The following is a 20,574-nucleotide window of genomic DNA, read 5'->3' on the forward strand; positions in this document are numbered from 1 at the left end:
GCTTGTCCAGATTCACTTGCGGTTTGGCTACAGCGCCCGCTCGGTCTTCCTGTCGAACACGTGAATGTGCTCGCCCGAAATGTCGAGCCCGAGCGCTTCGCCGCTGCGCATGGCGCATACGCCGGCCTGCGCGATCATCACGGGCGCCGCAACGCCATCGAGCTTCGCCGCGATGAAGTTCATGGAGCCGGTGGTCTCCACGGTGTCGATCACGCCGCGCAGGCCGTGGGCCTCGCGGTGCAACGTCAAATGTTCGGGACGCAAACCGATCCAGACTTCCGCGCCCGCTGGCAGCGAACGCCCAAGGTCCAGCGTCTGCAGGCTCGCGCCTTGTGTGCCGCCGAACTGTGCGCTGCGCCCGTCCGGCCCGATCACGGCCTCGATGAAGTTCATCGAAGGCGAACCGATGAAGCCCGCGACAAAGCGGTTGGCAGGCTGGTGATACAGCGTGAGCGGCGCGCCCTGCTGCTCCACTTGGCCTGCGCGCATCACGACCACGTGATCGGCCATCGTCATCGCCTCGATCTGGTCGTGCGTGACATACACCGAAGTCGCGGAAAGACGCTGGTGCAGCTTGCGGATCTCCGTGCGCATATGCACGCGCAGCGCCGCATCGAGATTCGAGAGCGGTTCATCGAACAGAAATACCTTTGGATTGCGTACGATTGCGCGACCCATCGCCACGCGCTGGCGCTGCCCCCCCGAAAGCTGGCGCGGCATGCGCCCGAGCAGCTGGTCGAGGCCCAGCGTGCGCGCCACGCCGTCTATGCTTTCGCGAATGACCTGGGGCGCAGCGCGCCGCAGCCGCAGCGAGTACGACATGTTCTTTTCGATGTTCATGTGCGGGTAGAGCGCGTAGCTCTGGAACACCATCGCCACGTCGCGCTTGCGCGGCGGCACGTCGTTGACGACCTGGCCGTCGATACGCAGCGTGCCGCCCGTAATCTGCTCGAGCCCGGCAATGGTGCGCAGCAAGGTGGACTTGCCGCAGCCCGAAGGCCCGACCAGCGCGACGAAACACCCTTCGGGCACACTAATGTCGATGTCCTTCAACACCTGCACGGCTCCGTAGCTCTTGCTCAGGCGCTCGATCTGTATGCGATCCACAGCGATTCTCCGTATGCGTTACTTGAGCGCGCCGGCCGTCAGCCCGGCGACGATCTTGCGTTGCAGCAGCATGAACGCCACGAGGATAGGCGTGACGAAAATGGCCGAGTAGGTCATGATGCCGATCCAGTCGACCTTGGTCGCGCCGACGAATGCCGAAAGGCCCACCGTGGCGGTCTGATACTGGTCGTCGAGAATCAGCGAGCGGGCGTACACGTACTCGCCGAACGATTGCAGGAACACGAGAATCGCCGAGACGAGAATGCCGTTGACCGCGAGCGGCAGAATCACGCCGAAGAACGCGCGCGCCGGCGTGGCGCCGTCCACGAGCGCCGCGTCGCGCAACTCGCGCGGCACCTGCACGAAGCTCGGGCGGCACAGCACGATATAGAACGGCAGCGTCTTGGTGATCTGCGCGAGCACGACGGCCAGACGCGGCGTATCGAGCAGGCCGAGGCTCTTGAACGCCGTGAAGATCGGCGTGACCATGAGGCTCGAAGGCAGCGCCTGGAGCACCAGCACCGCGAAGATCGCGAAACGGGTCCAGCGGTTCTGCACGAACGCGAGCGCGTAGGCCGCGCCGGTGCCGACGAACACGGTCACCGCCACCGTGCCGCATGCGGTCACGAACGAGTTCCACAAGAAGCGGCCCATGCCGCTGCTGCTGAACACCTGCCACAGATGCGATTGCAGATGTTGCGGCCAGAACGTGGGCGGATACTGGAACATTTCGCTCGCGCTCTTGAACGCGGTGATGTACATCCAGTACAGCGGGAACAGATAAACCACCGTGACACACAGCGCGATGGCGAACAGCACATAGCGCTTCATGCCAGCCTCCGCAGGGCCGCCCCAAGGAGGCTGGCCGCTCCCCTGGGGGGCCGTGAGCGCAGCGAGCGTAGGGGCTGTTTCATCTCACACCATCCTTTCATTGCGAGTGGAGCGCACATAGATCACCGCGACGATCAGCACGAGCACCAGCATGACCGTGGCCACCGCGGAGCCCGCCGACACCTCGAAGGTCTGCAGGGAAAGCTGCCAGGACCAGTACTGCGCCACGAGCGATGAATTGGCCGGACCGCCTTGCGTGAGCGCCGCGATCAGGTCGAACTGCTGCATTGTCAGGATCGCGCCCAACGCGATCACGGCGCCGAGCGTGGCTTTCATCATCGGCAACGTGATGCCGACGAAGCGTTGCAGCGCATTCGCGCCGTCGAGTTCAGCCGCTTCATAAAGGTCGGCCGGAATGGCTGCGAGTCCGACCGAGAGCAGCAGCATGTTGAACGGCACGCCAAGCCACACGTTCGCGGCGATCACCGCATAGAGCGACCAGTGCGGGTCGGAGAGCCAGAAGATTTTCTCTTGCAGGATGTGCGTTTGCATCAGCACGTGATTGAGCACGCCATAATCGCCCGCGAAAATCAGCTTCCAGATCACGCCGACCACGAGGCCCGGCATGATCCAGCCCGCGAGAAAGAGGCCGCGCATGAGGCTCGAAAACGGAAAGTCCTGCGCGAACAACAACGCCAGCAGAAAGCCGATCACCACCTGAAAGACGAGCGACAGCCCAACGAACAGCACCGTGTTCACGATCACCTGGTGCATCTCGGGACGGCTGAACACATCGCGATAGTTCGCGAGCCCGACAAACGGCCGCAACAGCGTGGCAGGCGCCATCAAGTCGACCTGCTGAAACGACAGCACGATGTTGTAGATCAGCGGCAAGCCCGCAAACACCAGCAGATACAGCAACGCGAACACCGCCAGCGAAATCTCGAAGGCATGGGCGCGCGGAAAGCGGCGCAGCAGCCCCGCTGCCGGGTCGCGCGGAGCACGGCGCAAAAGTGTGTTCATGGCGGTCATTGCTCAAAGGCGGGCCAGCGCCCGAAGAACGCATGTTCCTCGGGCGGCAACCTCAATGCCATACTTCGTTCGGATTGCTTATTTAGCCGCGGCTTGAACCGTCTGTGCGTCCGCCGCCATGGCCTGTTGCGGCGTGGCCTGATGCGTGAGCACGGACTGGATCGCGTCGGAGATCGACTTCGAGATTTTCGGCCAGTTCGGGTTCGGACCGCGCGGACGGGCGTACTGCATCTGCTCGTTGAACACCTTGTATGCCTGCGGCCACTTCGGGTCCGGCGTCACGGTGTCTTTCGAAGGCGGCAGCATGCCGAATTCGTTCCAGTCGCGGCCGCGCTGCGCATACATGTACTCGAGGAACTGGAACGCCACGTCCGGGTTCTTCGCGCCGCGCAGGATCGCATGATTCTGCTCGCCGAGCGCCGAGGCGCGCGGGCCGCCCGCCTTCTCGACCGGCAGCAGCGCCACGCCCCACTTGAACTTCGCGCCCTTGTCCACGGCGCCCAGTTCCCACGGACCGTCGATGTCCATCGCGGCATTGCCGTTGATGAACGTGGCCGCCGCCTCCGACTGGCTATGCGTGAGCGTGTCCGGCGAGGCCACCTTGCTGTCCAGCAGTTTCTGCCAGAAGGCCGCCGCGCGCACCGCGCCCGGGTCGCTCATGCGGTCCCAGTCGGCGCCCGCGGCCTGCACGAACGGCAGGAACTGGAACACGCCCTCTTCCGTGTTGATGGCGGAAAACGCGAGACCGTACACGCCTTTCTTTGCGTCGGTGAGCTTTTGCGCGTCGGTATAGAGTTCGTCCCACGTTTGCGGCGCACGCTCGGGATCGAGCCCGGCTGCCTTGAACATGTCCTTGTTGTAGTAAAGCGCGAGCGTGTTCGTGCCGCGCGGAATGGCGTACACCTTGCCATTCCACGTGGCGTTTTTCAGCGGGCCGGGGAAGATCTGTTTCGCGTCGATCACCTTCGACTTCGCGAGGTACGGACCAAGATCGAGCAGTGCGTTCTTCGAAGCGAACATCGCCGTGTTCGGGTTGTCGACCGGCACGACGTCCGGCATGTTGCCGGACATCACGGCGCGCATGGTTTCGTCGTTGAGCGCCGCAAAACCCACCTTGCGGATCTGCACCTGGACATCGGGATGCAGCTTCCCGAATTCCTGCGCCATTTTCGCGGTGTAGTCGTCGGGCTCGTCCACGGCCCAGACCGAGAGCGTCGCGGCGTGCAGCGACGCACAGGAAAGCGAGAATGCCAAACCAATGGCCGCGGATGCGGCAAGTAGCTTCTTCATGCTGTCTCCGTTTTCGCGCGTTGGGAATCGCGCTTTGTTTCAGGCTCTTTTCTGTGGCGGTGCGGGAGCCGTCTCGTTCGGTTCGCGTTATCAGGCCTCGGTCTCATGACTTCGTGCCGCGGGAACCGCGTTTTCCGGAAACGTTTCCGGAAACAGGCAAATAGTTGCTTGTGAGGCAGGCGCTGTCAAGACAGCCAAGCGAAAATCACAATGTCGATTCGCGGAAACCGCAATACTTTGCGCGGCGTTGCCGGGCTGGCCATTAGCGTTGAACGGCCTCGGGCGTCACGATGTCGTCGTCGCGCTCGCGCAGCGTGAGCGGCCACAGCAGCGGCTCGCGCGCAGCGCGGTAGGCGTCGCCGATATCCGGGAACTGCGCGAGCAGCGCCTGCGCGAGACGCTGTCCGAGGCCATACGCGTCGAGTGTGAAGCCGGAGAGGCGCGGCGCCAGGTATTCCGACACTTCGCCCGCCAGCACGCCGCCCGAAATCGCCAGATCGCGGCCCGGCGCCCTGCCCGTTTCGTGCAGCTTGCGGTACGCGCCAATCGCCATGCAGTCGCTCTGGAACATCAGCGCGTCCGGCGGCACGTCCAGGTTGAGCAACGCCTCGGTCGCGAGATAGCCGCCGCGCTCGGAGAGTTCGTTGCGCTGCACGAACCCTTCGGGCACGGGCAGCCCGTGCTTCTTCATCGCCTTCTTCCATGCGCGCAGGTAGATGTGCGCCTGCATGGCGTCGCCGCCGGGAATGGCGAGCGCGATACGCCGATGCCCTTGCGCCACGAGCCGCTCGACGCCCTCCGTCACGGCCGCCTCGAAGTCCAGATCGACCCATGCATGCTCGCCGCCCGACTCGCTGCGGCCGAGCGCCACGAACGGAAAATGGCGGCTCGCGACATAATCGAGCCGCTCGTCGTGCTTGCGCGTGCCCGCGAGAATTACGCCGTCCACATGCCGGCGATCGACAATGCGCCGCAACCGCGCGAACTCGTCGTCCCACGACTCGCTCGAGTACATGACAAGATCCATGCCGTGGCGCGACAACACCGACTGCAGACCGTCCGCCAGCTTCATGAAAATGCCGAGCGTGTAGGTCTCTTCTTCGCGCCGCACCGGCAGCATCAGGCCGACGATGTCGAGCCGCCCCCGGCGCAGGCTCGCGGCCGATTTGCTGGGTGCGTAGCCATGCTCGAGCGCGGCGGCACGCACGCGCTCGCGCGTTTCGGCGCTCACCTCGTCGCTGTCGTTCAAGGCGCGCGACACGGTCGAAACAGACAGCTTCAGTACTTTGGCGAGTTCCCGAATACCCATGCGCTGGTGTAATGATGATTGGAATCAGTCCGGGCTCGCGGAGCCGGCACGGTGCGAAACATCATAACCGTAAGTGACCGAAGGGCCGAAGCAGCCGAAGAAACAAAAACAGCCAGCGGACGATTTTCACGTCCGCTGGCTGTTGGCTATGACTTCATGCTTCCCGGCTACTGCGTCGAGAACACCGATATCCCGCCATTCGGGAATGCCGATGCACCGGGCTGGTATGGCACGAAGACTTCGCCCAGGCTGCTGTCGATGCCAACCGAGTGCGCGCCCGTCCCCACCGCCACGGTATAAATGAGCTTGCGCGTCGCGCCGTCGATGACACCCATGGTCGGCGTGAAGCCCGACGCCGCCGCGGTGCCGCTCGTGACGTAGTGGCGCGCTGGCAGGAAATAGCGGTTCGACGAGGGATCGTATGCCACCTGATCCACGCCGCCAAATGGCACCGACGCGAGTTGCGCGCCAGTATTGCGATCGAGTATCAGCGTGATGAGCGGGTCACCCGCCGAAGGATCGCAGCCAATCAGCACGTCACTGTTAGGACCGAGCGCGATGCCTGCAGGCCCGCATTTGCCGAGCGGAAACGACTTGCTGACTGCTGGCGCGCCCGATGCGACCGAACTGGCGGTAATCACGTCGAGTTCGCCGTCGGGGTTAGCGGCCGTTCCGTCGTTGTTGATGAGGAAGTTCTTCGACACCGGGTCGTATGCGCAGGCTTCGAGACCGGACGAGCCGTTAAAGACCAGCTTGTTCACGACGGTCTGCGTCGTGGTCGAGATGAAGGTCACGTAGGGCGGCGTGTCGCCAGGGCTCGCAAACATGATCAGATGGTCGTCGGGATCGTAGCAGCCTTCGTCCACGCGCGAGCCGGACGTGCTGATGGGGATCGTCTTGACCGTTTGCATCGCGGACGTATCGACGACTTTCACGTTATCGACGTCGCCCACATACAGCGTATGCGTTCCCGTCACGCCCACGATACCATCCGGCCCGGAGGCATCGGTATTCGCGCCCACGCCAGTGAAGTTGCCGGAAATCTGCGCAATAAGCGCGTGCGATTTGGTGTCGACGACATCGACAGACTTGTTGTTACGATCGGCCAGATAATACTTGCCCGCCTCCACATAGCCGATGTCGAAGCTGAACGCAGGGCTCGTGGTATTGGGCACGGCAATGTTCGTGAGCAGTTTGGGCGCGGACGGTGTGGCCGCGGCCGAAGTCGGGTTCGAACTGGAACTGTCTCCTCCGCCGCAACCGGCAACGGCTACGGTGGCTATCAATAGAAAGGCCAATAACGGTTTATTCATCAGTCGGCTCCTTTGAGTAGCAGAACAAGTGGGTCAAGACGAATGCCTCACGGAATCTGCGGGAGCACATCGATGACTTGTCATCGCACTGCGGCTCACGTCATCCATGTCCTTGAAGCGGCCAAATGGCAGGGCTTCGATCTGGACGTAAGAATGCGCAAGGAACGGTAATCATGCACAACAAAGAAATTGATCGTTTCCATATAAAGGCATCTATGAATGTATGGCTGCGGAAATTTTTCGACCAATGAATTACGCGAACTTAGTAAGTTTTAATTCACGCATTTGATTTTGAGAACAAAACTCAGAATTGATCAGAGGGGGAAGATAATCGGCGCGTGCTGCGTCGCGCCATCTCCTGCATCGCACTGCAGCGAGGGAGTCTGGGCGCGAGCTTCAACTCGCCATTGAGGATTTGATGCGCGGGCACATCGAAAGGCCCGGCTCGACACACGCGCGCGTTGCGCAGCGCGACCTGCGCGCTCATGTAAGGCGCGGTTGTGAATTCGAAAGCGCCATAGGCAGTCAGTCGAATGTCATGCCGAGAGAAATGAAAGAGAGGCCAGGGAAAAGCCTGACCTCTGGATGATTCACGACGAATATAAGCGCGAACGAATCAGAAGTTATTCGCCAATCTAGCCGTACTCAAAGCGGCACATCCTCGATCAACCGCGCTTTCAACGCACGGATGCGCTGATCGACGAAATAGCCGCCGCCTTCCGTATAGCGAAGGTAAAGGCGTCCGCACAGTGTGCACTTCCAGACACCGCAACGGTTATACGGAAAGTACCGGGGTGCGATCGGCGCGCTCTCCGACCAGTAGCCGGTTTCCCCCGGCAGATGTTCGGCAAAGGTCGGCTCGGCTTCGTCGGCGCATACGAGCGTGCCGATCTGTTCCAGTTGCCGCTCGTCGAGCGAAAGCGGTTGCGATTGCCAGCCATCGAGCGGCGTTTTCGTGCAGGTGCACGGCGGCGGGTCGGTTCGCTCCGCGTGTTCGGCGAGTTCGCGCAGCGCGGCAGCGTCAAGGTATCGGGTCATGGAGCAAGAATGGACTGCGGTTGAGCCAGGGAGCGCACAGGCTCCAGCGCGCATCTTAACGCCTGGCGCCACGAGAGATCATCAAACCCCGCTTCTCATGCGTTCGATATGCGGCATCACCCAAGCGCGGTCGAAGCGGCCTTCGGCTATCGCATGCAATGCGGCGGCCTCCTTTTCGCCCTGCTTGCGCGCGCCCGCAATCACGGTTTCCACATCTTCGGGGGCGATGGCGAGCAAACCGTCCTCGTCGCCGACGATGATGTCGCCCGGGTTGACGACCATTCTGCCGATGGTCACGGGCACGTTGATTTCGCCGGGTCCGTTCTTGTACGGGCCGCGATGTGTCACGCCGCGCGCGTAAACAGGAAAGTCGCGCTGCCGAAGTGCGCCAACGTCGCGGATCGCGCCGTCGATCACGAGGCCCTGTACGCCAAGGCTTTCTGCATAGCTCGACATGATGTCGCCCATCAGCGCCTGGGTCACTTCGCCTGCGCCGTCGATCACGAGCACGTCGCCCGGCCGGCAGAAGTCGAAGGCGCGATGAATGGCGAGATTGTCGCCGGGCCGCGTGCGCACGGTCACGGCCGTGCCCGCCATCGGCTTGGCCTTGTGGAACGGCTGCAAGCCGAGAATGCCGCTCGAGCGCGCCATGTTATCGCTCAGGAGCGACACGGCCAGTTCGCGCAACACGGCGAGCGTAGCTTCGCTGGCCTGGGGAGCGGATGCGTTTTCGCGCCAGCCGATCGGGTTTGCATTGTGATTCATTTCGTCATCCCTTCCAGTGCGGTTTGTCGTTCGATCTGCGCGGAAAGGCGGCTGTACACCGCGCGCGCGTTGCCTTCGTAAATGCGTTGCCGGTCGGCGTCGCTCAGCCATTCGATCGCGTCGATATAGCGGCGCGTGTCGTCGTAGTAGTGGCCGGTTTCCGGGTCGATGCCCTGCACCGCACCGATCGTCTCCGAGGCGAACAGGATGTTCTCGACCGGAATCACCTTGGCGAGCAGGTCGGAGCCCGGTTGGTGGTACACGCAGGTATCGAAAAAGACGTTCTTGAGGAGATAGTCCTTCAGGAGCGGGCGTTTCATGTCCTGCGCCAGACCGCGATAACGCCCCCAGTGATACGGCACCGCGCCGCCGCCATGCGGAATGATGAAGCGCAACGTCGGGAAGTCGGCGAAGAGGTCGCCCTGCAAGAGCTGCATGAATACCGAGGTGTCGCCGTTGATGTAGTGCGCCCCCGTGGCATGAAAGTTAGGATTGCATGACGACGAAACGTGAATCATGGCGGGCACATCGAGTTCGACCATGGCCTCGTAAAGCGGATACCACGAGCGGTCCGTGACCGGCGGCCCGGACCAGTGCCCGCCCGATGGATCGGGATTCAGGTTGCAGCCCACGAAACCCAGTTCCTCCACGCAACGCCGCAACTCGGGAATGCAGTTCTCCGGCGACACGCCCGGCGCCTGCGGTAGCTGGCAAACGCCCACGAAATGCTGCGGGAACAGCGAGCACACGCGGTGCACGAGGTCATTGCATTCGCTGGACCAGTGCGCATTGGCCGCTTCGCCCGCCTGGTGGTGCCCCATGCCGGCGGCGCGCGGGGAGAAAATCGTCAGGTCCGTGCCGCGCTCGCGCTGAATGCGGCGCTGGCCGTTTTCGATGCTCTCGCGAATCTCGTCGTCGGTGATCGACGGGCGCGGCGGCACCGGCGTGCCGTCCTTGAGCGCGGCAATCTGTTGCGCGCGCCAGGCTTCGTGCTGGGGCGGCGAGGTCGTGTAGTGACCGTGGCAGTCAATGATCATGTAGCAATTCCATCAGGGGTACGGACGATTGAAGTCAGCTTTCCGTCGCTTCATCGCGGCCAACGAGCGCGCGGTTCGAAGCGGCGTTCTCGGCAGGCTTCACGCGCATCACAATGGCAATGAGCGTGGCGACTACGAGGAAAGCAGCGATGGTGAGCAGCGCGAGCTTGAAGTTGCCGGTGGCGTGGCGCACGAGACCAATGCTCCACGGCCCCACTACGCCGCCGAACTGCGCGATCGTATTGATGAGCGCAATCGTCGCCGCGCCCGCCGCGCCGGTTCTGAACGAAGCGGCCAGACTCCAGAACAGCGGGTTGCCCGCGTAAATGAAGAGGCCCGTCACGCAAAGCAGCGCATACGCAAGCAGCGGATTCGGTGCATACGCGCTGCCTGCAATCGCGAGTGCGCTCATACCGTAGACGAATGCAAGGTGGTATTTGCGGTCGCCGGTGCGGTCCGAGCTGCGGCTCACGAGATACGTGCCGAGCACGCCCAGCAGTGGTGGCGCAGCGGAAAGGAAGCCCACTTCGATGTTGTTGAGATGGCCGAGGCTCTTCACGATTTGCGGCAGCCACAGGAAGAGCCCGTAAATGCCGACCAGCGCGCAGCCGAACAGACAGGCGAGGCTCCATACGCGAATGTCGCTTGCCACCTTCAGCAGCGGAAAATGCCGATGGCCGCCAAGCGCCTCGCGTTCCGCTGCGAGCGTGGACTCGAGCCATTGCTTTTCTTCCGTGGAAAGCCAGTCGGCGTCCGCGGGGCGCTCGGTCATGACGCGCAGCGTAATGAGGCCGAGCAGCATGGCGGGCACGCCTTCGAGAATGAACATCCACTGCCAGCCGTGCATGCCGAGCAGGCCGTTCGCATAGGTCATGAGCGTGGTCGAGAGCGGGCCGCCCAGCACGGCCGAGAACGACCCCGCGATGATGTACCCGCCCACGGCGCGGGCGCGGTAGCGCTCCGGAAACCAGTAGGTCAGATAGACCGCAATACCTGGCAGAAAGCCCGCTTCCATCACGCCAAGCAAAAAGCGCAGCACGTAGAAGCTCGAGGCGTTGAACACAAAAGCCGTTGCGGCCGCAACGGCGCCCCACGTGAGCAGAATGCGCGCGATCCAGCGGCGCGCGCCCACGCGGTGCAACAACAGATTGCTGGGCACTTCCAGCAGCATGTAGCCGATAAAGAAAATGCTGCCCGCGAAGCCGAACACGGCGGGGTCGAAGCCCATGTCCGAGTTCATGTCGAGCGCGGCGAAGCCGATATTGATACGGTCCAGATAATTGAAAAACATCATGCAGAAAAGCAGCGGCACAAGCCGCTTGTAAACCTTTCGCATGGTTGCTGCTTCGTCGATGTGACTCATGCTGTCTCCGCATCATGGCGACGGGCGGTGCCGTCGCTGCATCGTTATCGGCCGGGAGCGTTGATCGCTGCCGGCGGCACCTCACGAGACCGGGCGCCTGAGTTTCGATAATAAGAAGCGGGGAGCGTCGAGTCCAAGACGCGATACTTATGCTTCTATAAGCGTGCGCTTATAGTGTGGCTGCAAGCGGCGGCGGCAGGCATTCGAGAAACGCGCGCAGATGCGGCGAGGCGTCGTCGCTGCGGAAGGTCGCCGCCAGCACGGTGCGCTGCGCAGCGCCGGGGCCGTCGAGGTGGCGCGCCACGACGTCGGCGCGGCCATTTCGCGCCACCGACTCGCCCACCACGGTCACGCCAAGCCCCGCCGCCACGAGCGCGATGGCGGTCTGGATCTCGTAGGCCTGGTGCGCGACGAAGGGCGTCACGCCCGCGTCGCGGTAGAGCGCCTGCACCGTGCGCTTGAACTGCGCGTTCTGATGCTTCGGATAGAGGATCAACGGCGTATCGGCAAGCTCGTCGATGCGCACCTTCTTTCGTTTGGCGAGCGGGTGATCGGACGCCATCAACACCACGAGCCGCTCGCGCAGCAGCGGCAAGGTCGTGTAGCCGGGCACGGGCACCGGCTGCCGCCCGATGCCGATATGGATGCGCATGTCGCGCAAAGCGTCGGTTTGCTCGTCGGTCAGCATTTCGAACAGCTTGAGTTCGACTTGCGGATACGCCTGATGAAACGCCTTGAGCGCGGGCGGCAGGACGCTGTACATCGACGAGCGCGTGAAGCCGACACTGAGCCAACCGCGCCGGCCAACGCCGATCTCCAGCGCGCCGTGTGTCACCTCGGCGAGCGAACCGAGAATCTGCCGCGCTTCGGTGGCAAGGTACTGGCCGGCTTCGGTCAGCCGCAGCGGGCGGCGCGTGCGATCGATCAGCTGCGTGCCCACGCGGTCCTCCAGGGCGCGTATCTGCTGGCTCAACGCCGGCTGCGCGATATGCAGACGTTCCGCGGCGCGGCTGAAGTTCAGTTCTTCGGCGAGTGTCACGAAACACTGCAGGCCCCGAAGCTCGTTCATCTCGTCGTCTCCGTGTCGCTTAGAGGGTGTTAAGCATTTAAGGTCAGGGTTGACATCCTGGCAGTATGCCAAAACGTAAGCCCTACCCAACGGATGCATCGGATGAAGCGTGGTATTTCACCGCTCCGCTCCTGACCTTGATGAACAAGCGCCTCGCGGTTCCCGAGAGACGTCACGGTATGTCACGCTGCGCGTGCCGCCTCGAATTGTGGGCCCCGCCAAAATCGATAGTGAGGGGTTATAGCAGTCACCATGGCCGTGAAGTCTCTAGATGTTGACGGAGCACAGACCGCGCACTTTGGGTTAGCGCTAGCTTTGCGATTTCCTTAATCCATGGAGATTCGCCGATGGCCGGCACACATACTCACTCGCACCGCCCGATCAAACACCAGAAGCATCCGTGGTCGGAGAAGTCCGTCAGCATCGTCCCACTGACGTCACAACTCGCCCTTCGCGACGCAATGGCCAAAGAAGGCATTTCATTGGCGGATTACAACGATCTTCTATGGATCATGGCACAGGAATCGGCGGGCGTTGTCGACGCGCGTAACGGTGCTTCGACGGCGCGCGGCCTCTTCCAGCTGCTCCATGCACAGTATGATTTGAATCCGCGCGGCGAGGCATCATTCGGAAACGCAGTTGAGGAATGCCAAGGCGGAATCCGCTACATCTATGGGCGTTATCACACGGCGCGCCGGGCGCGCGATTTCTGGCAAAGTCACCACTGGTATTGAGGCCATGCGTACGCAATCAATAACCGTTACGTTGCTATTCCTGTGTGCGTTCCCATTTATTGCCCACGCTCAGCAACCGCCCAGGTTTGAAGACTGTCCCGCAACGATCCAGGCGAAGCGCGCACCCGCGCGCCTCACGTTCGATGCACGGTCGCGCCAGTACCGCAGCGCAATCCAGAATGCCGCCAGAGGACCGGTCAATTTCGCTGGGCGCTATATCCTCGCGCAATGGGGCTGTGGAGCCGGTTGTGTCATGGCCGCCGCGATCGATACGAAAACCGGTCGCGTTACGTCCTTGCCGTTCACGGTGTCGGACTGGCCGCTCGATGTGACGGAGCCGCTAACGTACCGCTCGGATAGCTGCATGCTGGTTGTGCGAGGAAGCCGCAATGAACGCGAGGAACAAGGCACATACTGGTACGCCTTCGACGGCAAGGCGTTCCGGTTACATGCAACGGTTCCTTAATCGGGCGACGAGGCAAGTTGCGAGAGTGGCGCGCGCCTGAACGCGCCCGCCTGAGCCGCGCCGCCCGTGTTGCCGTAAGGTGCGCTGACCCGCTGCGCGTTGACTACATCCTTATGTCACGCCTGCCTTTTAGGCGGCAGCGGCTGGTCGAGGCCGGGCTCGACCGGCGTGGGCACCGCGTCGCCTAGCGGCCTCGAAATATCGTTGTGCGGCGCACGATCTTCCTCGTCAGGGCTCTCGGCCTCCTCCTGGGCAGTCGGCAAATCGTGCGTCTTTGGCGGTAAAGGCTGATCGAGACCCGGCTCGGTGGGTGCGGGCACAGCGTCCCCAAATGGCTTGGGCAGATCCGTGCCGCGCGGCTCCGGTGCGTCTTGGGGCTGTTCGGGCTTGTCGGTCTGGTGGCTCATCGTTTCGACCTCCCTTTGCGATGGATATCGCATGGTCCATACACATCACGCACGGAACATGCCAGCAAACGGCGTGTACCAACTTCAGTAGAATGAGGGACACTCCGCGCCGAATCTGGCCGCAGACGAAGAATCACGCCCCGGAACACGCCTGATGCTGCACGCCCTCGATCGCCGCACCGCCATCGCATTCCTTGTGGCCGCAACGTTCTTCATGGAGAACCTCGACGCAACGGTCATCACCACCGCGCTGCCCATCGTCGCGCGACGCTAGCAAGCCTCCGACCCCTGACTCCCATCTTCGTCCACACCGATGCTTACTGTTGCGCTTCTCGTGTTCCCAGGCGTCCAGGCCCTCGACGTATTCGGGCCTACCGACGTTTTCTCGGAGGCCAATCGGCTGCTCGCTCCCGAGGCGCAATACCGGCTCGAGCTGATCGCAACGGAACGCGACACCGTGCGCTGCTCGAGCGGTGTGCGCATCGGCGCGGACCGCCACTTTAGCGAGGCACGCGGCCACTACGATCTGCTGCTCGTCGCAGGCGGGCCCTCGCTAGTGGAGCAACCGCTTCCCGATGCGGCGCATGTATGGCTGCGTGAAGCCAGCGCGCGCGCCCGCCGCTTCGGATCGATCTGCAACGGCGCGCTCACGCTCGGGCGCGCAGGCTTGCTCGACGCGCGCACCGTCACCACGCACTGGAACGACGCCGCCGCCCTCGCCGCGATGTGCCCCACCGCGAACGTCGAATTCGACCGCATCTTCATTCAGGACGGCAATCTCTATACCTCGGCGGGCGTGACGGCGGGCATCGATCTTTCGCTGTATCTGCTCGCGCAGGACCACGGTCCGGAAATCGCGTTGCAGGTGGCGCGCCGGCTGGTGGTGTTCGTGCAGCGCGCGGGCGGCCAGTCGCAGTTCAGCCCGTATCTCACGCCTTATGCGGAGGCGTCGTCGCCGATTGCCCAGGTGCAGCAGCATGTGCTCGGGCATTTGAACGAGGATCTGGGCGTGGAAGTGCTCGCCGCCATAGCGAAGATGAGCAAGCGAAACTTCGCGAGAATCTTCGTGCGCGACACCCACGTGACGCCCGCCGAATTCGTCGAGAGCGCACGCGTCGACGCGGCGCGCGTCATGCTGGAAAACAGCACCGCGCCGTTAAAAACCGTGGCCTTCCGCTGCGGCATGCGCGACGCCGATCATTTGCGCCTGGCATTCAAGCGCAAGCTGGGCACCACGCCGCAGCAATATCGCGCGCACTTCGGCGCGGTTACGGGGAAGGGCAAACGCGCGAGCAAAGCGGATTCGTAGAAGAACCTACGCCCCCGCGCGCATCTCGCGCCGCACCGCCTGTGGCGGCACGCCAAAGCCACGCACGAACGCCTCGCGCATGTGCCGCCGGTCGCGAAAGCCAGTCTCGCGCGCGATGACGTCGAGCGGATGCGTGCTCTGCTCGATCATGAGCCGCGCCGCCTCGAGGCGCAGCCCCTCCACGGCCCGCGCGGGCGACTGTCCCGTTTCCGCCGTGAACACGCGGCTGAACTGGCGCGGGCTGAGATGCACGGCTTCGGCGAGTTGCTCCACCGTGAGCGCGCTGCTCAGGTTGCGCCGCGCGTAGTCGAGCGCGTTCTGGATGCGGTCGGATTTGGGCGCGAGCGCGAGCATTTCCGAATGCTGCGACTGGCCGCCCGAGCGACGCTGATACATGACGAGCTTGTGCGCGACCGAGCGCGCCACTTCCGCGCCAAGGTCGCGCTCGACCATGGCGAGCGCGAGATCGAGCCCCGCCGTCATGCCCGCCGAGGTCCAGACCGGCCCGTCGACGATATAGATGCGGTCGTCTTCCACGCGCACGTCCGGAAAGCGCTGCCGCAAATCGCGCGCGTAGATCCAGTGTGTGGTGGCGCGGCGGCCGTCGAGCAGGCCTGCCTCGGCCAGCACGAACCCGCCCGTGCAAATGCCCGCCACCCGGCGTGCGCGGCCGCTCGCGCGGCGCAGGAACGCCAGCACCGCGGGCTCTGCAGCCACGGCAACCGGATCGTTCACGCCCGCCACGATCCAGGTGTCCACGCGGCTGCGCGCGGGCGCGGGCGTACGCTGCGTGTCCACGCTCATGCCGAGCGACGAGCGAACCGCCCCGCCCTCCATCGAATAGTTCTCCATCGCGTAGAACGGCGAGCCCGCCACCACGTTCGCGTATTCGAAAACGCTTTGGGTCGCGAGCGCCATCACCTGGAACCCGTCGCTCAGCAGGTAGCCGATGCGGTGCATGTCCTACTCCCGTCGTTGCGTGTCCTAAAACATGACCATATACGTCATTTGCGCCACGGTCAATCACGGCCAGAATGCATTCACAGCAGCGCCAACTCGTACGTTACCTAACCACTCGCGCCGCTACACAAAGGAGTGCAATCATGACCCAGCCATCTCATCGCGGCACCGCGCTCGTCACCGGCGCCTCTTCCGGTATTGGCGCCGTGTACGCCGCAGAACTCGCCCGCCAGGGCTACGACCTCGTGCTCGTCGCGCGCAATCGCGACCGGCTCGCCGCGCTCGCCGAGCGCATCACGAGCGAAACCCAGCGCGACGTGGAAGTGCTCGCCGCCGATCTCAACGACCGCAACGACCTCGCCGCCGTGGAAGCGCGCCTGCGCGACGACGCGAGCCTCACGCTGCTCGTGAACAACGCGGGCATCGGCACGCACACGCCGCTCGTGGAGAGCGATGTCGATCACATGACGCGCATGATCGAGTTGAACGTCACCGCGCTCACGCGGCTCACGTATGCGGCCGTGCCGGGATTCGTCGCGCGCGGCAATGGCGCGATCATCAATATCGCCTCCATCGTCGGCATCGCGCCCGAGATCCTCAACGGCGTGTATGGCGGCACCAAGGCGTTCGTGCTCGCGTTCAGCCAGTCGCTGCATCACGAACTGGCGGCCAAGGGCGTTCGCGTGCAGGCGGTGCTGCCCGGCGCCACGGCTACGGAGTTCTGGGAGACGGGTGGACTGCCGCTCGAACATCTCGACAGTGCGATCGTGATGTCGGCGCAAGACATGGTGAGCGCCGCGCTCATCGGCTTCGAGCGCGGCGAAACCGTGACGATTCCTGCGTTGCACGACGTGGAGCAATGGAACACGTTCGAGACGGCTCGCCGCGCGATGTCCGCGCATCTGTCGAGCAACACGCCCGCGGCACGCTATCGCGTTGCGCAGTGACGTTCGCGTTCGAGTCAGGCGGGGGCTTTTGCCCCCGCAACTCACGCTTCCCGCTTGGTCCGCCCGTATAGCAGCAGCATCGCCGCAATCACTACGCCGTAGATGATCTGGCGTCCGGCCTCCGGCATCTGCGCGACCGAGAGGATCGATTGCAGCAGCGTGATGAGGATCGCACCGGCCACGGTGCCGAGGTACGAGCCCCGGCCACCCAGGATGGACGTGCCGCCCAGCACCACCGCCGCGATTGCGGGCAGCAGGTAAGCGTCGCCCATCGACTGTGCCGCCTTCGACGCATAACCCGCGAGCAGCACGCCGCCGAACGCCGCGAACGCACTGCACACGGCGAACGCAGCCACGGTCACGAACCGCGTATCGATGCCGGAGAGGTAGGCGGCGCGCTCGGTGTTGCCGATCGCGTAGAGCGTGCGGCCGAAGGTCGTGCGCGAGAGCAGGAACATCGTCGCGGCCCCAATCACCACCCACAGCGCGACGGCATTCGGCACGCCGGGCACGAGCCAGCCCGCGGCGAGCCATCGCATGACTTGCGGCGCAGAATCCTGCGGCGACGATCCCCCCGTGTAGACGATCATGATGCCCTGCGCGACCGCATTGGTCGCGAGTGTCGCGATCATCGATGGAATGCGCAGGAGTGCGACGAGAATGCCGTTGACGATGCCGATCAGCACGCCACAACCAATGCCAACGGGAATCGCGAGAATTTGCCCGAGTTCGCCGTGCCCTGACACCGCGCACGCCATCATGGCGCCGACCGTGATCGTCCACGGCAGGGACAGGTCGATGTGGCCAAGCAGAATCACCATCATCAGCCCGGTCGCGATAATGCCGAGAAACGCGCCCACCTTCAGTTGCAACAGGATGTATTCCGGCGACGTGAAGTTGCGCGAAAACATCCCGCCCACGAGCAGCAGCGCAATGATGCAGCCGAACGCAATCACGATCGGCTTGTCGATCTTGCTCGTGAGCCTCGACACGAACGTGGTCCGCGTGCTTGCCGAAACGCCGCTCATTGGAACCACTCCAGACGGTTGCGCACGCTGAACAGCCCACACGCGCCAATCGCGACAGCCAGCAGAAGAATCACGCCCTGGAATAGCGGCTGCCACAGCGCGTCGACGTTGAACACGAACAGCAGGTCGCCGATCGAGCGAAACGCGAATGCGCCGAAGATCGCGCCAATCGCACTGCCCTTGCCGCCGAGCAGCGACACGCCGCCGATCACCACGGCGGCAATCGAAAAGAGCGTGTATGAGTTGGCGCTGCCAAGGCTCGCTTCGCCGGTGTCGGTGAAGAAGGTCAGAAAAAGGCCGCCTATCGCGGCGAGCAGGCCGGCCAGCGTGTAGCTTGCGAACTTCGCGCGGCGGATCGGCATGCCGGAGAGGAAGGCCGCGGGTTCGGACGAACCGGTCGCATAGGCCGCCCGCCCCACTGCCGAGCGTTTGAAAGGAATCCAGACGATTGCCACCGCCGCAATGAGAATCAGCAGGCTCGTCGGCACAACGCCTGCAACCTTGCCGGTCAGAACGTCGGCGAGGTCCTCGTTGATCGAGCCGCCCGGCACGGGGCGCAGTAGCAACGCGATGCCGTAGTAGACGGCGCCCGTCGCGATCGTCGTCACGATCGGTTGCAAGCGCCCGAAAATGATGATCACGCCATTGAGCGCGCCGCACAGCGCGCCTGCCGCGAGCACGCCCACAATGCCGAGCGCGCTGTGCAGCGCGTCGCCGGTGACGATCCACGAGCCAATGCAATTCGTCAGCACGAGCATCATGCCGATAGAGAGATCGATGCCGGCCGTGAGCACGACGAGCGCCTGGCCCATCGACACCAGTGCGAGCAGCACCGCCTTGTTCGCAGCGGTCTGAAACACGTTCGCCGACAAACTCGACGGATAGTTGAACAGATAAATCGCGAACATCAGCACGAACAGGCCGAACGCGAACGCCGTCCCGCGATTTTCCGCATACCAGTAACGCAGCCCGCTCATGGCGCGACTCCTGTGGAGGGCGTTGCTTGCGCGATTTGTCCAACCGGCAGGTCCAGCGCGCTGGCGATCAGGTTCTGCTCGGTGATCGCCGCCCCGACCAGTTCCTGCTTGATCCGGCCTTCGTACAGCACGAGCACGCGGTCGCAGCAGCCGATCAGTTCGTCATAGTCGGTCGAGTAAAAGAGAATCGCGGCGCCTTCGTCGGCAAGCCGCCTGAGCAACTGATAAAGCTCCTGCTTGGTGCCCACGTCGATGCCGCGCGTCGGGTCGCTGAGGAGCAGGATTCTGGGCTTGCGGATCAGCCACTTCGCGATGACCACCTTCTGCTGGTTGCCGCCCGAGAGCGACCCCACCGGCGCGTCGACGCCATGCGACTTGATCGCGAGGAGTTCCATCATTCGGTCTACGAACGACTGCTGGCGCTCGCGATCGATGACACCCGCGGTGGACATGCGATCGAGTGCCGCAAACGAGAGATTTTCGCGCACCGACATCGGCAGCATCAGCCCTTCGGTCTTGCGGTCCTCCGGGATCAGCGCCATGCCGATTCCCTTGGCGCGCGCGGCAACCGGGCTGCCGATCGACACGGCCTTGCCGTCGATCTCGATCTTGCCCGCGCAACCGCGCAGCACGCCGAACAGCGCGAGCAGCAGTTCGCGCTGCCCCTGGCCGTCGAGGCCGCCCAGCCCGAGAATTTCGCCGCGCTGCAGCGAAAAGCTGATGCCTCGCAGCGTGTCGCTCCATGCAAGATCGTGACAGGCGAGAACCGGCGCGGCGGCGCTCGACGGCTCAGGCTTTTCGGCAGGCTTGTCCGGAAAAGCATGCTGGTACGTCCGGCCGATCATCATTTCGACGACCTCATTATCCGAACGCGTGCCCGCCTCGAAGCTCATCACATGACGGCCATTGCGGTAGACCGTGCATTCGTCCGCGAGCGCCTTCACTTCGTGCATGCGGTGCGAAATGAAGAGAAGCGCGAGCCCCTCTTGCCGCAGGCGCTTGAGCACCTCGATCACGCGCGCGACGTCGGCCGCGGTGAGCGCGGACGTGGCCTCGTCGAGGATCAGAATGCGCGGCGCGTGAGCCAGCCCCTTGGCCAGCTCGACCATCTGCTGGCGCGACAGCGGCAGGTCGCGGACTTTCGCGAGCGGATTGATGTCGGCCGCGCCCGCTCGCGCAAGCGCTTCCTCGGCCTGGCGGCGCTGGGCCCGGCGGTCGATCATGCCAAAACGGCGTGGCGGGTTCGAAGCGAAGATGTTGTCGGCCACGCTCAGGTCGGGAATCAGCGACAGCTCCTGATACACACAGACAATGCCGGCCGCGTTCGCCTCGGCGGGCGACGCGAACGAGACCTCGCGGCCGTCGAGGTGCATCACGCCTTCGTCCGGCTGCACGACGCCGGACATCACCTTCAGCAGCGTGGACTTGCCCGCGCCGTTTTCGCCGAGGATCGCGTGAATGCGGCCCTTTCGCACCGCGAGGTCCGCGTGATCGAGCGCCACGGCGCCGCCATAGCTTTTCGACACGCCGGACATCTGAAAGAACGGCTGCCCTGCATCCTGCTGCATGCTTCGTCTCCCGTCACGTCGCCG

The 20,574-nt window shown here is 63.7% G+C and carries 20 protein-coding genes; 4 read left to right on the top strand and 16 right to left on the bottom strand.

Going from position 1 to position 20,574, the window contains the following annotated elements; all coding sequences use genetic code 11:
* Nucleotides 1-27 precede the first annotated feature (27 nt).
* The 11 genes from U5A57_RS28695 to U5A57_RS28745 all read right to left on the bottom strand — a co-directional run bounded on the left by U5A57_RS28695 (nt 28) and on the right by U5A57_RS28745 (nt 12,154).
* Entirely contained in the window at nt 28-1,107 is a 1,080-nt protein-coding gene (locus tag U5A57_RS28695) for a sn-glycerol-3-phosphate ABC transporter ATP-binding protein UgpC (protein ID WP_321915019.1), read from the bottom strand.
* An 18-nt stretch (nt 1,108-1,125) separates the two neighbouring features.
* Nucleotides 1,126-1,938, bottom strand: a complete 813-nt coding sequence (locus U5A57_RS28700) for a carbohydrate ABC transporter permease (RefSeq protein WP_321915020.1) — start codon at nt 1,936-1,938, stop codon at nt 1,126-1,128.
* 84 nt (nt 1,939-2,022) lie between these two features.
* Complete coding sequence (locus U5A57_RS28705; RefSeq protein ID WP_321915021.1) at nt 2,023-2,961, bottom strand: sugar ABC transporter permease; 939 nt, start codon at nt 2,959-2,961, stop codon at nt 2,023-2,025.
* An 87-nt stretch (nt 2,962-3,048) separates the two neighbouring features.
* Nucleotides 3,049-4,260, bottom strand: coding sequence for a sugar ABC transporter substrate-binding protein (locus U5A57_RS28710; RefSeq protein ID WP_321915022.1), 1,212 nt, complete (start codon nt 4,258-4,260; stop codon nt 3,049-3,051).
* 262 nt (nt 4,261-4,522) lie between these two features.
* Complete coding sequence (locus U5A57_RS28715) at nt 4,523-5,569, bottom strand: substrate-binding domain-containing protein (protein ID WP_321915023.1); 1,047 nt, start codon at nt 5,567-5,569, stop codon at nt 4,523-4,525.
* Between the two features lie 167 nt (nt 5,570-5,736).
* Nucleotides 5,737-6,882 (bottom strand): hypothetical protein, encoded by a 1,146-nt coding sequence (locus tag U5A57_RS28720; protein ID WP_321915024.1) that lies wholly within the window; start codon nt 6,880-6,882, stop codon nt 5,737-5,739.
* A 645-nt stretch (nt 6,883-7,527) separates the two neighbouring features.
* Nucleotides 7,528-7,920 carry a hypothetical protein gene (locus U5A57_RS28725; RefSeq protein WP_321915025.1) on the bottom strand — a complete coding sequence of 131 codons (393 nt, stop codon included), beginning with the start codon at nt 7,918-7,920 and terminating at the stop codon, nt 7,528-7,530.
* Between the two features lie 81 nt (nt 7,921-8,001).
* On the bottom strand, nt 8,002-8,685 hold the full coding sequence (locus tag U5A57_RS28730; RefSeq protein WP_321915026.1) for an RraA family protein: 684 nt from the start codon (nt 8,683-8,685) through the stop codon (nt 8,002-8,004).
* Nucleotides 8,682-9,722 (bottom strand): amidohydrolase family protein, encoded by a 1,041-nt coding sequence (locus U5A57_RS28735; RefSeq protein ID WP_321915027.1) that lies wholly within the window; start codon nt 9,720-9,722, stop codon nt 8,682-8,684. Before U5A57_RS28735 ends, U5A57_RS28730 begins: the two co-directional genes overlap by 4 nt.
* A 34-nt stretch (nt 9,723-9,756) precedes the next feature.
* Entirely contained in the window at nt 9,757-11,085 is a 1,329-nt protein-coding gene (locus U5A57_RS28740; protein ID WP_321915028.1) for an MFS transporter, read from the bottom strand.
* Nucleotides 11,086-11,254: 169 nt separating this feature from the next.
* Complete coding sequence (locus tag U5A57_RS28745) at nt 11,255-12,154, bottom strand: LysR family transcriptional regulator (RefSeq protein WP_321915029.1); 900 nt, start codon at nt 12,152-12,154, stop codon at nt 11,255-11,257.
* Between the two features lie 347 nt (nt 12,155-12,501).
* On the opposite strand from U5A57_RS28745, the gene U5A57_RS28750 reads away from it, so the two are divergent.
* Together U5A57_RS28750 and U5A57_RS28755 are read left to right on the top strand one after the other, a co-directional pair.
* Complete coding sequence (locus U5A57_RS28750) at nt 12,502-12,888, top strand: hypothetical protein (RefSeq protein ID WP_321915030.1); 387 nt, start codon at nt 12,502-12,504, stop codon at nt 12,886-12,888.
* Nucleotides 12,889-13,141: 253 nt separating this feature from the next.
* On the top strand, nt 13,142-13,354 hold the full coding sequence (locus U5A57_RS28755) for a hypothetical protein (protein ID WP_321915031.1): 213 nt from the start codon (nt 13,142-13,144) through the stop codon (nt 13,352-13,354).
* Between the two features lie 116 nt (nt 13,355-13,470).
* Here U5A57_RS28755 and U5A57_RS28760 read toward each other — a convergent pair whose 3' ends face one another.
* Nucleotides 13,471-13,761 (bottom strand): hypothetical protein, encoded by a 291-nt coding sequence (locus U5A57_RS28760; protein WP_321915032.1) that lies wholly within the window; start codon nt 13,759-13,761, stop codon nt 13,471-13,473.
* Between the two features lie 313 nt (nt 13,762-14,074).
* Here U5A57_RS28760 and U5A57_RS28765 point away from each other — a divergent pair, with 313 nt between their 5' ends.
* Complete coding sequence (locus U5A57_RS28765; protein ID WP_321915033.1) at nt 14,075-15,070, top strand: GlxA family transcriptional regulator; 996 nt, start codon at nt 14,075-14,077, stop codon at nt 15,068-15,070.
* A 6-nt stretch (nt 15,071-15,076) separates the two neighbouring features.
* Here the strand turns inward: U5A57_RS28765 and U5A57_RS28770 are convergent, their stop codons facing one another.
* A complete protein-coding gene (locus tag U5A57_RS28770) occupies nt 15,077-16,030 on the bottom strand; it encodes a GlxA family transcriptional regulator (RefSeq protein ID WP_321915034.1) in 954 nt (317 codons plus the stop codon).
* 143 nt (nt 16,031-16,173) lie between these two features.
* Between U5A57_RS28770 and U5A57_RS28775 the strand changes: the two genes are divergently transcribed.
* Nucleotides 16,174-16,977 (top strand): SDR family oxidoreductase, encoded by an 804-nt coding sequence (locus U5A57_RS28775; protein ID WP_321915035.1) that lies wholly within the window; start codon nt 16,174-16,176, stop codon nt 16,975-16,977.
* 41 nt (nt 16,978-17,018) lie between these two features.
* Here the strand turns inward: U5A57_RS28775 and U5A57_RS28780 are convergent, their stop codons facing one another.
* From U5A57_RS28780 to U5A57_RS28790, 3 genes are read right to left on the bottom strand one after another with little or no spacing between them, the layout of a single operon-like run.
* Complete coding sequence (locus U5A57_RS28780; RefSeq protein WP_321915036.1) at nt 17,019-18,005, bottom strand: ABC transporter permease; 987 nt, start codon at nt 18,003-18,005, stop codon at nt 17,019-17,021.
* Complete coding sequence (locus U5A57_RS28785) at nt 18,002-18,982, bottom strand: ABC transporter permease (RefSeq protein WP_321915037.1); 981 nt, start codon at nt 18,980-18,982, stop codon at nt 18,002-18,004. Before U5A57_RS28785 ends, U5A57_RS28780 begins: the two co-directional genes overlap by 4 nt.
* Nucleotides 18,979-20,550 (bottom strand): sugar ABC transporter ATP-binding protein, encoded by a 1,572-nt coding sequence (locus U5A57_RS28790; RefSeq protein ID WP_321915038.1) that lies wholly within the window; start codon nt 20,548-20,550, stop codon nt 18,979-18,981. The genes U5A57_RS28785 and U5A57_RS28790 overlap by 4 nt, the downstream gene beginning before the upstream one ends.
* Nucleotides 20,551-20,574 lie beyond the last annotated feature (24 nt).

The sequence above is a fragment of the Paraburkholderia sp. J11-2 genome (assembly GCF_905220185.1).
In the GTDB taxonomy this organism is placed as follows: Bacteria; Pseudomonadota; Gammaproteobacteria; order Burkholderiales; family Burkholderiaceae; genus Paraburkholderia.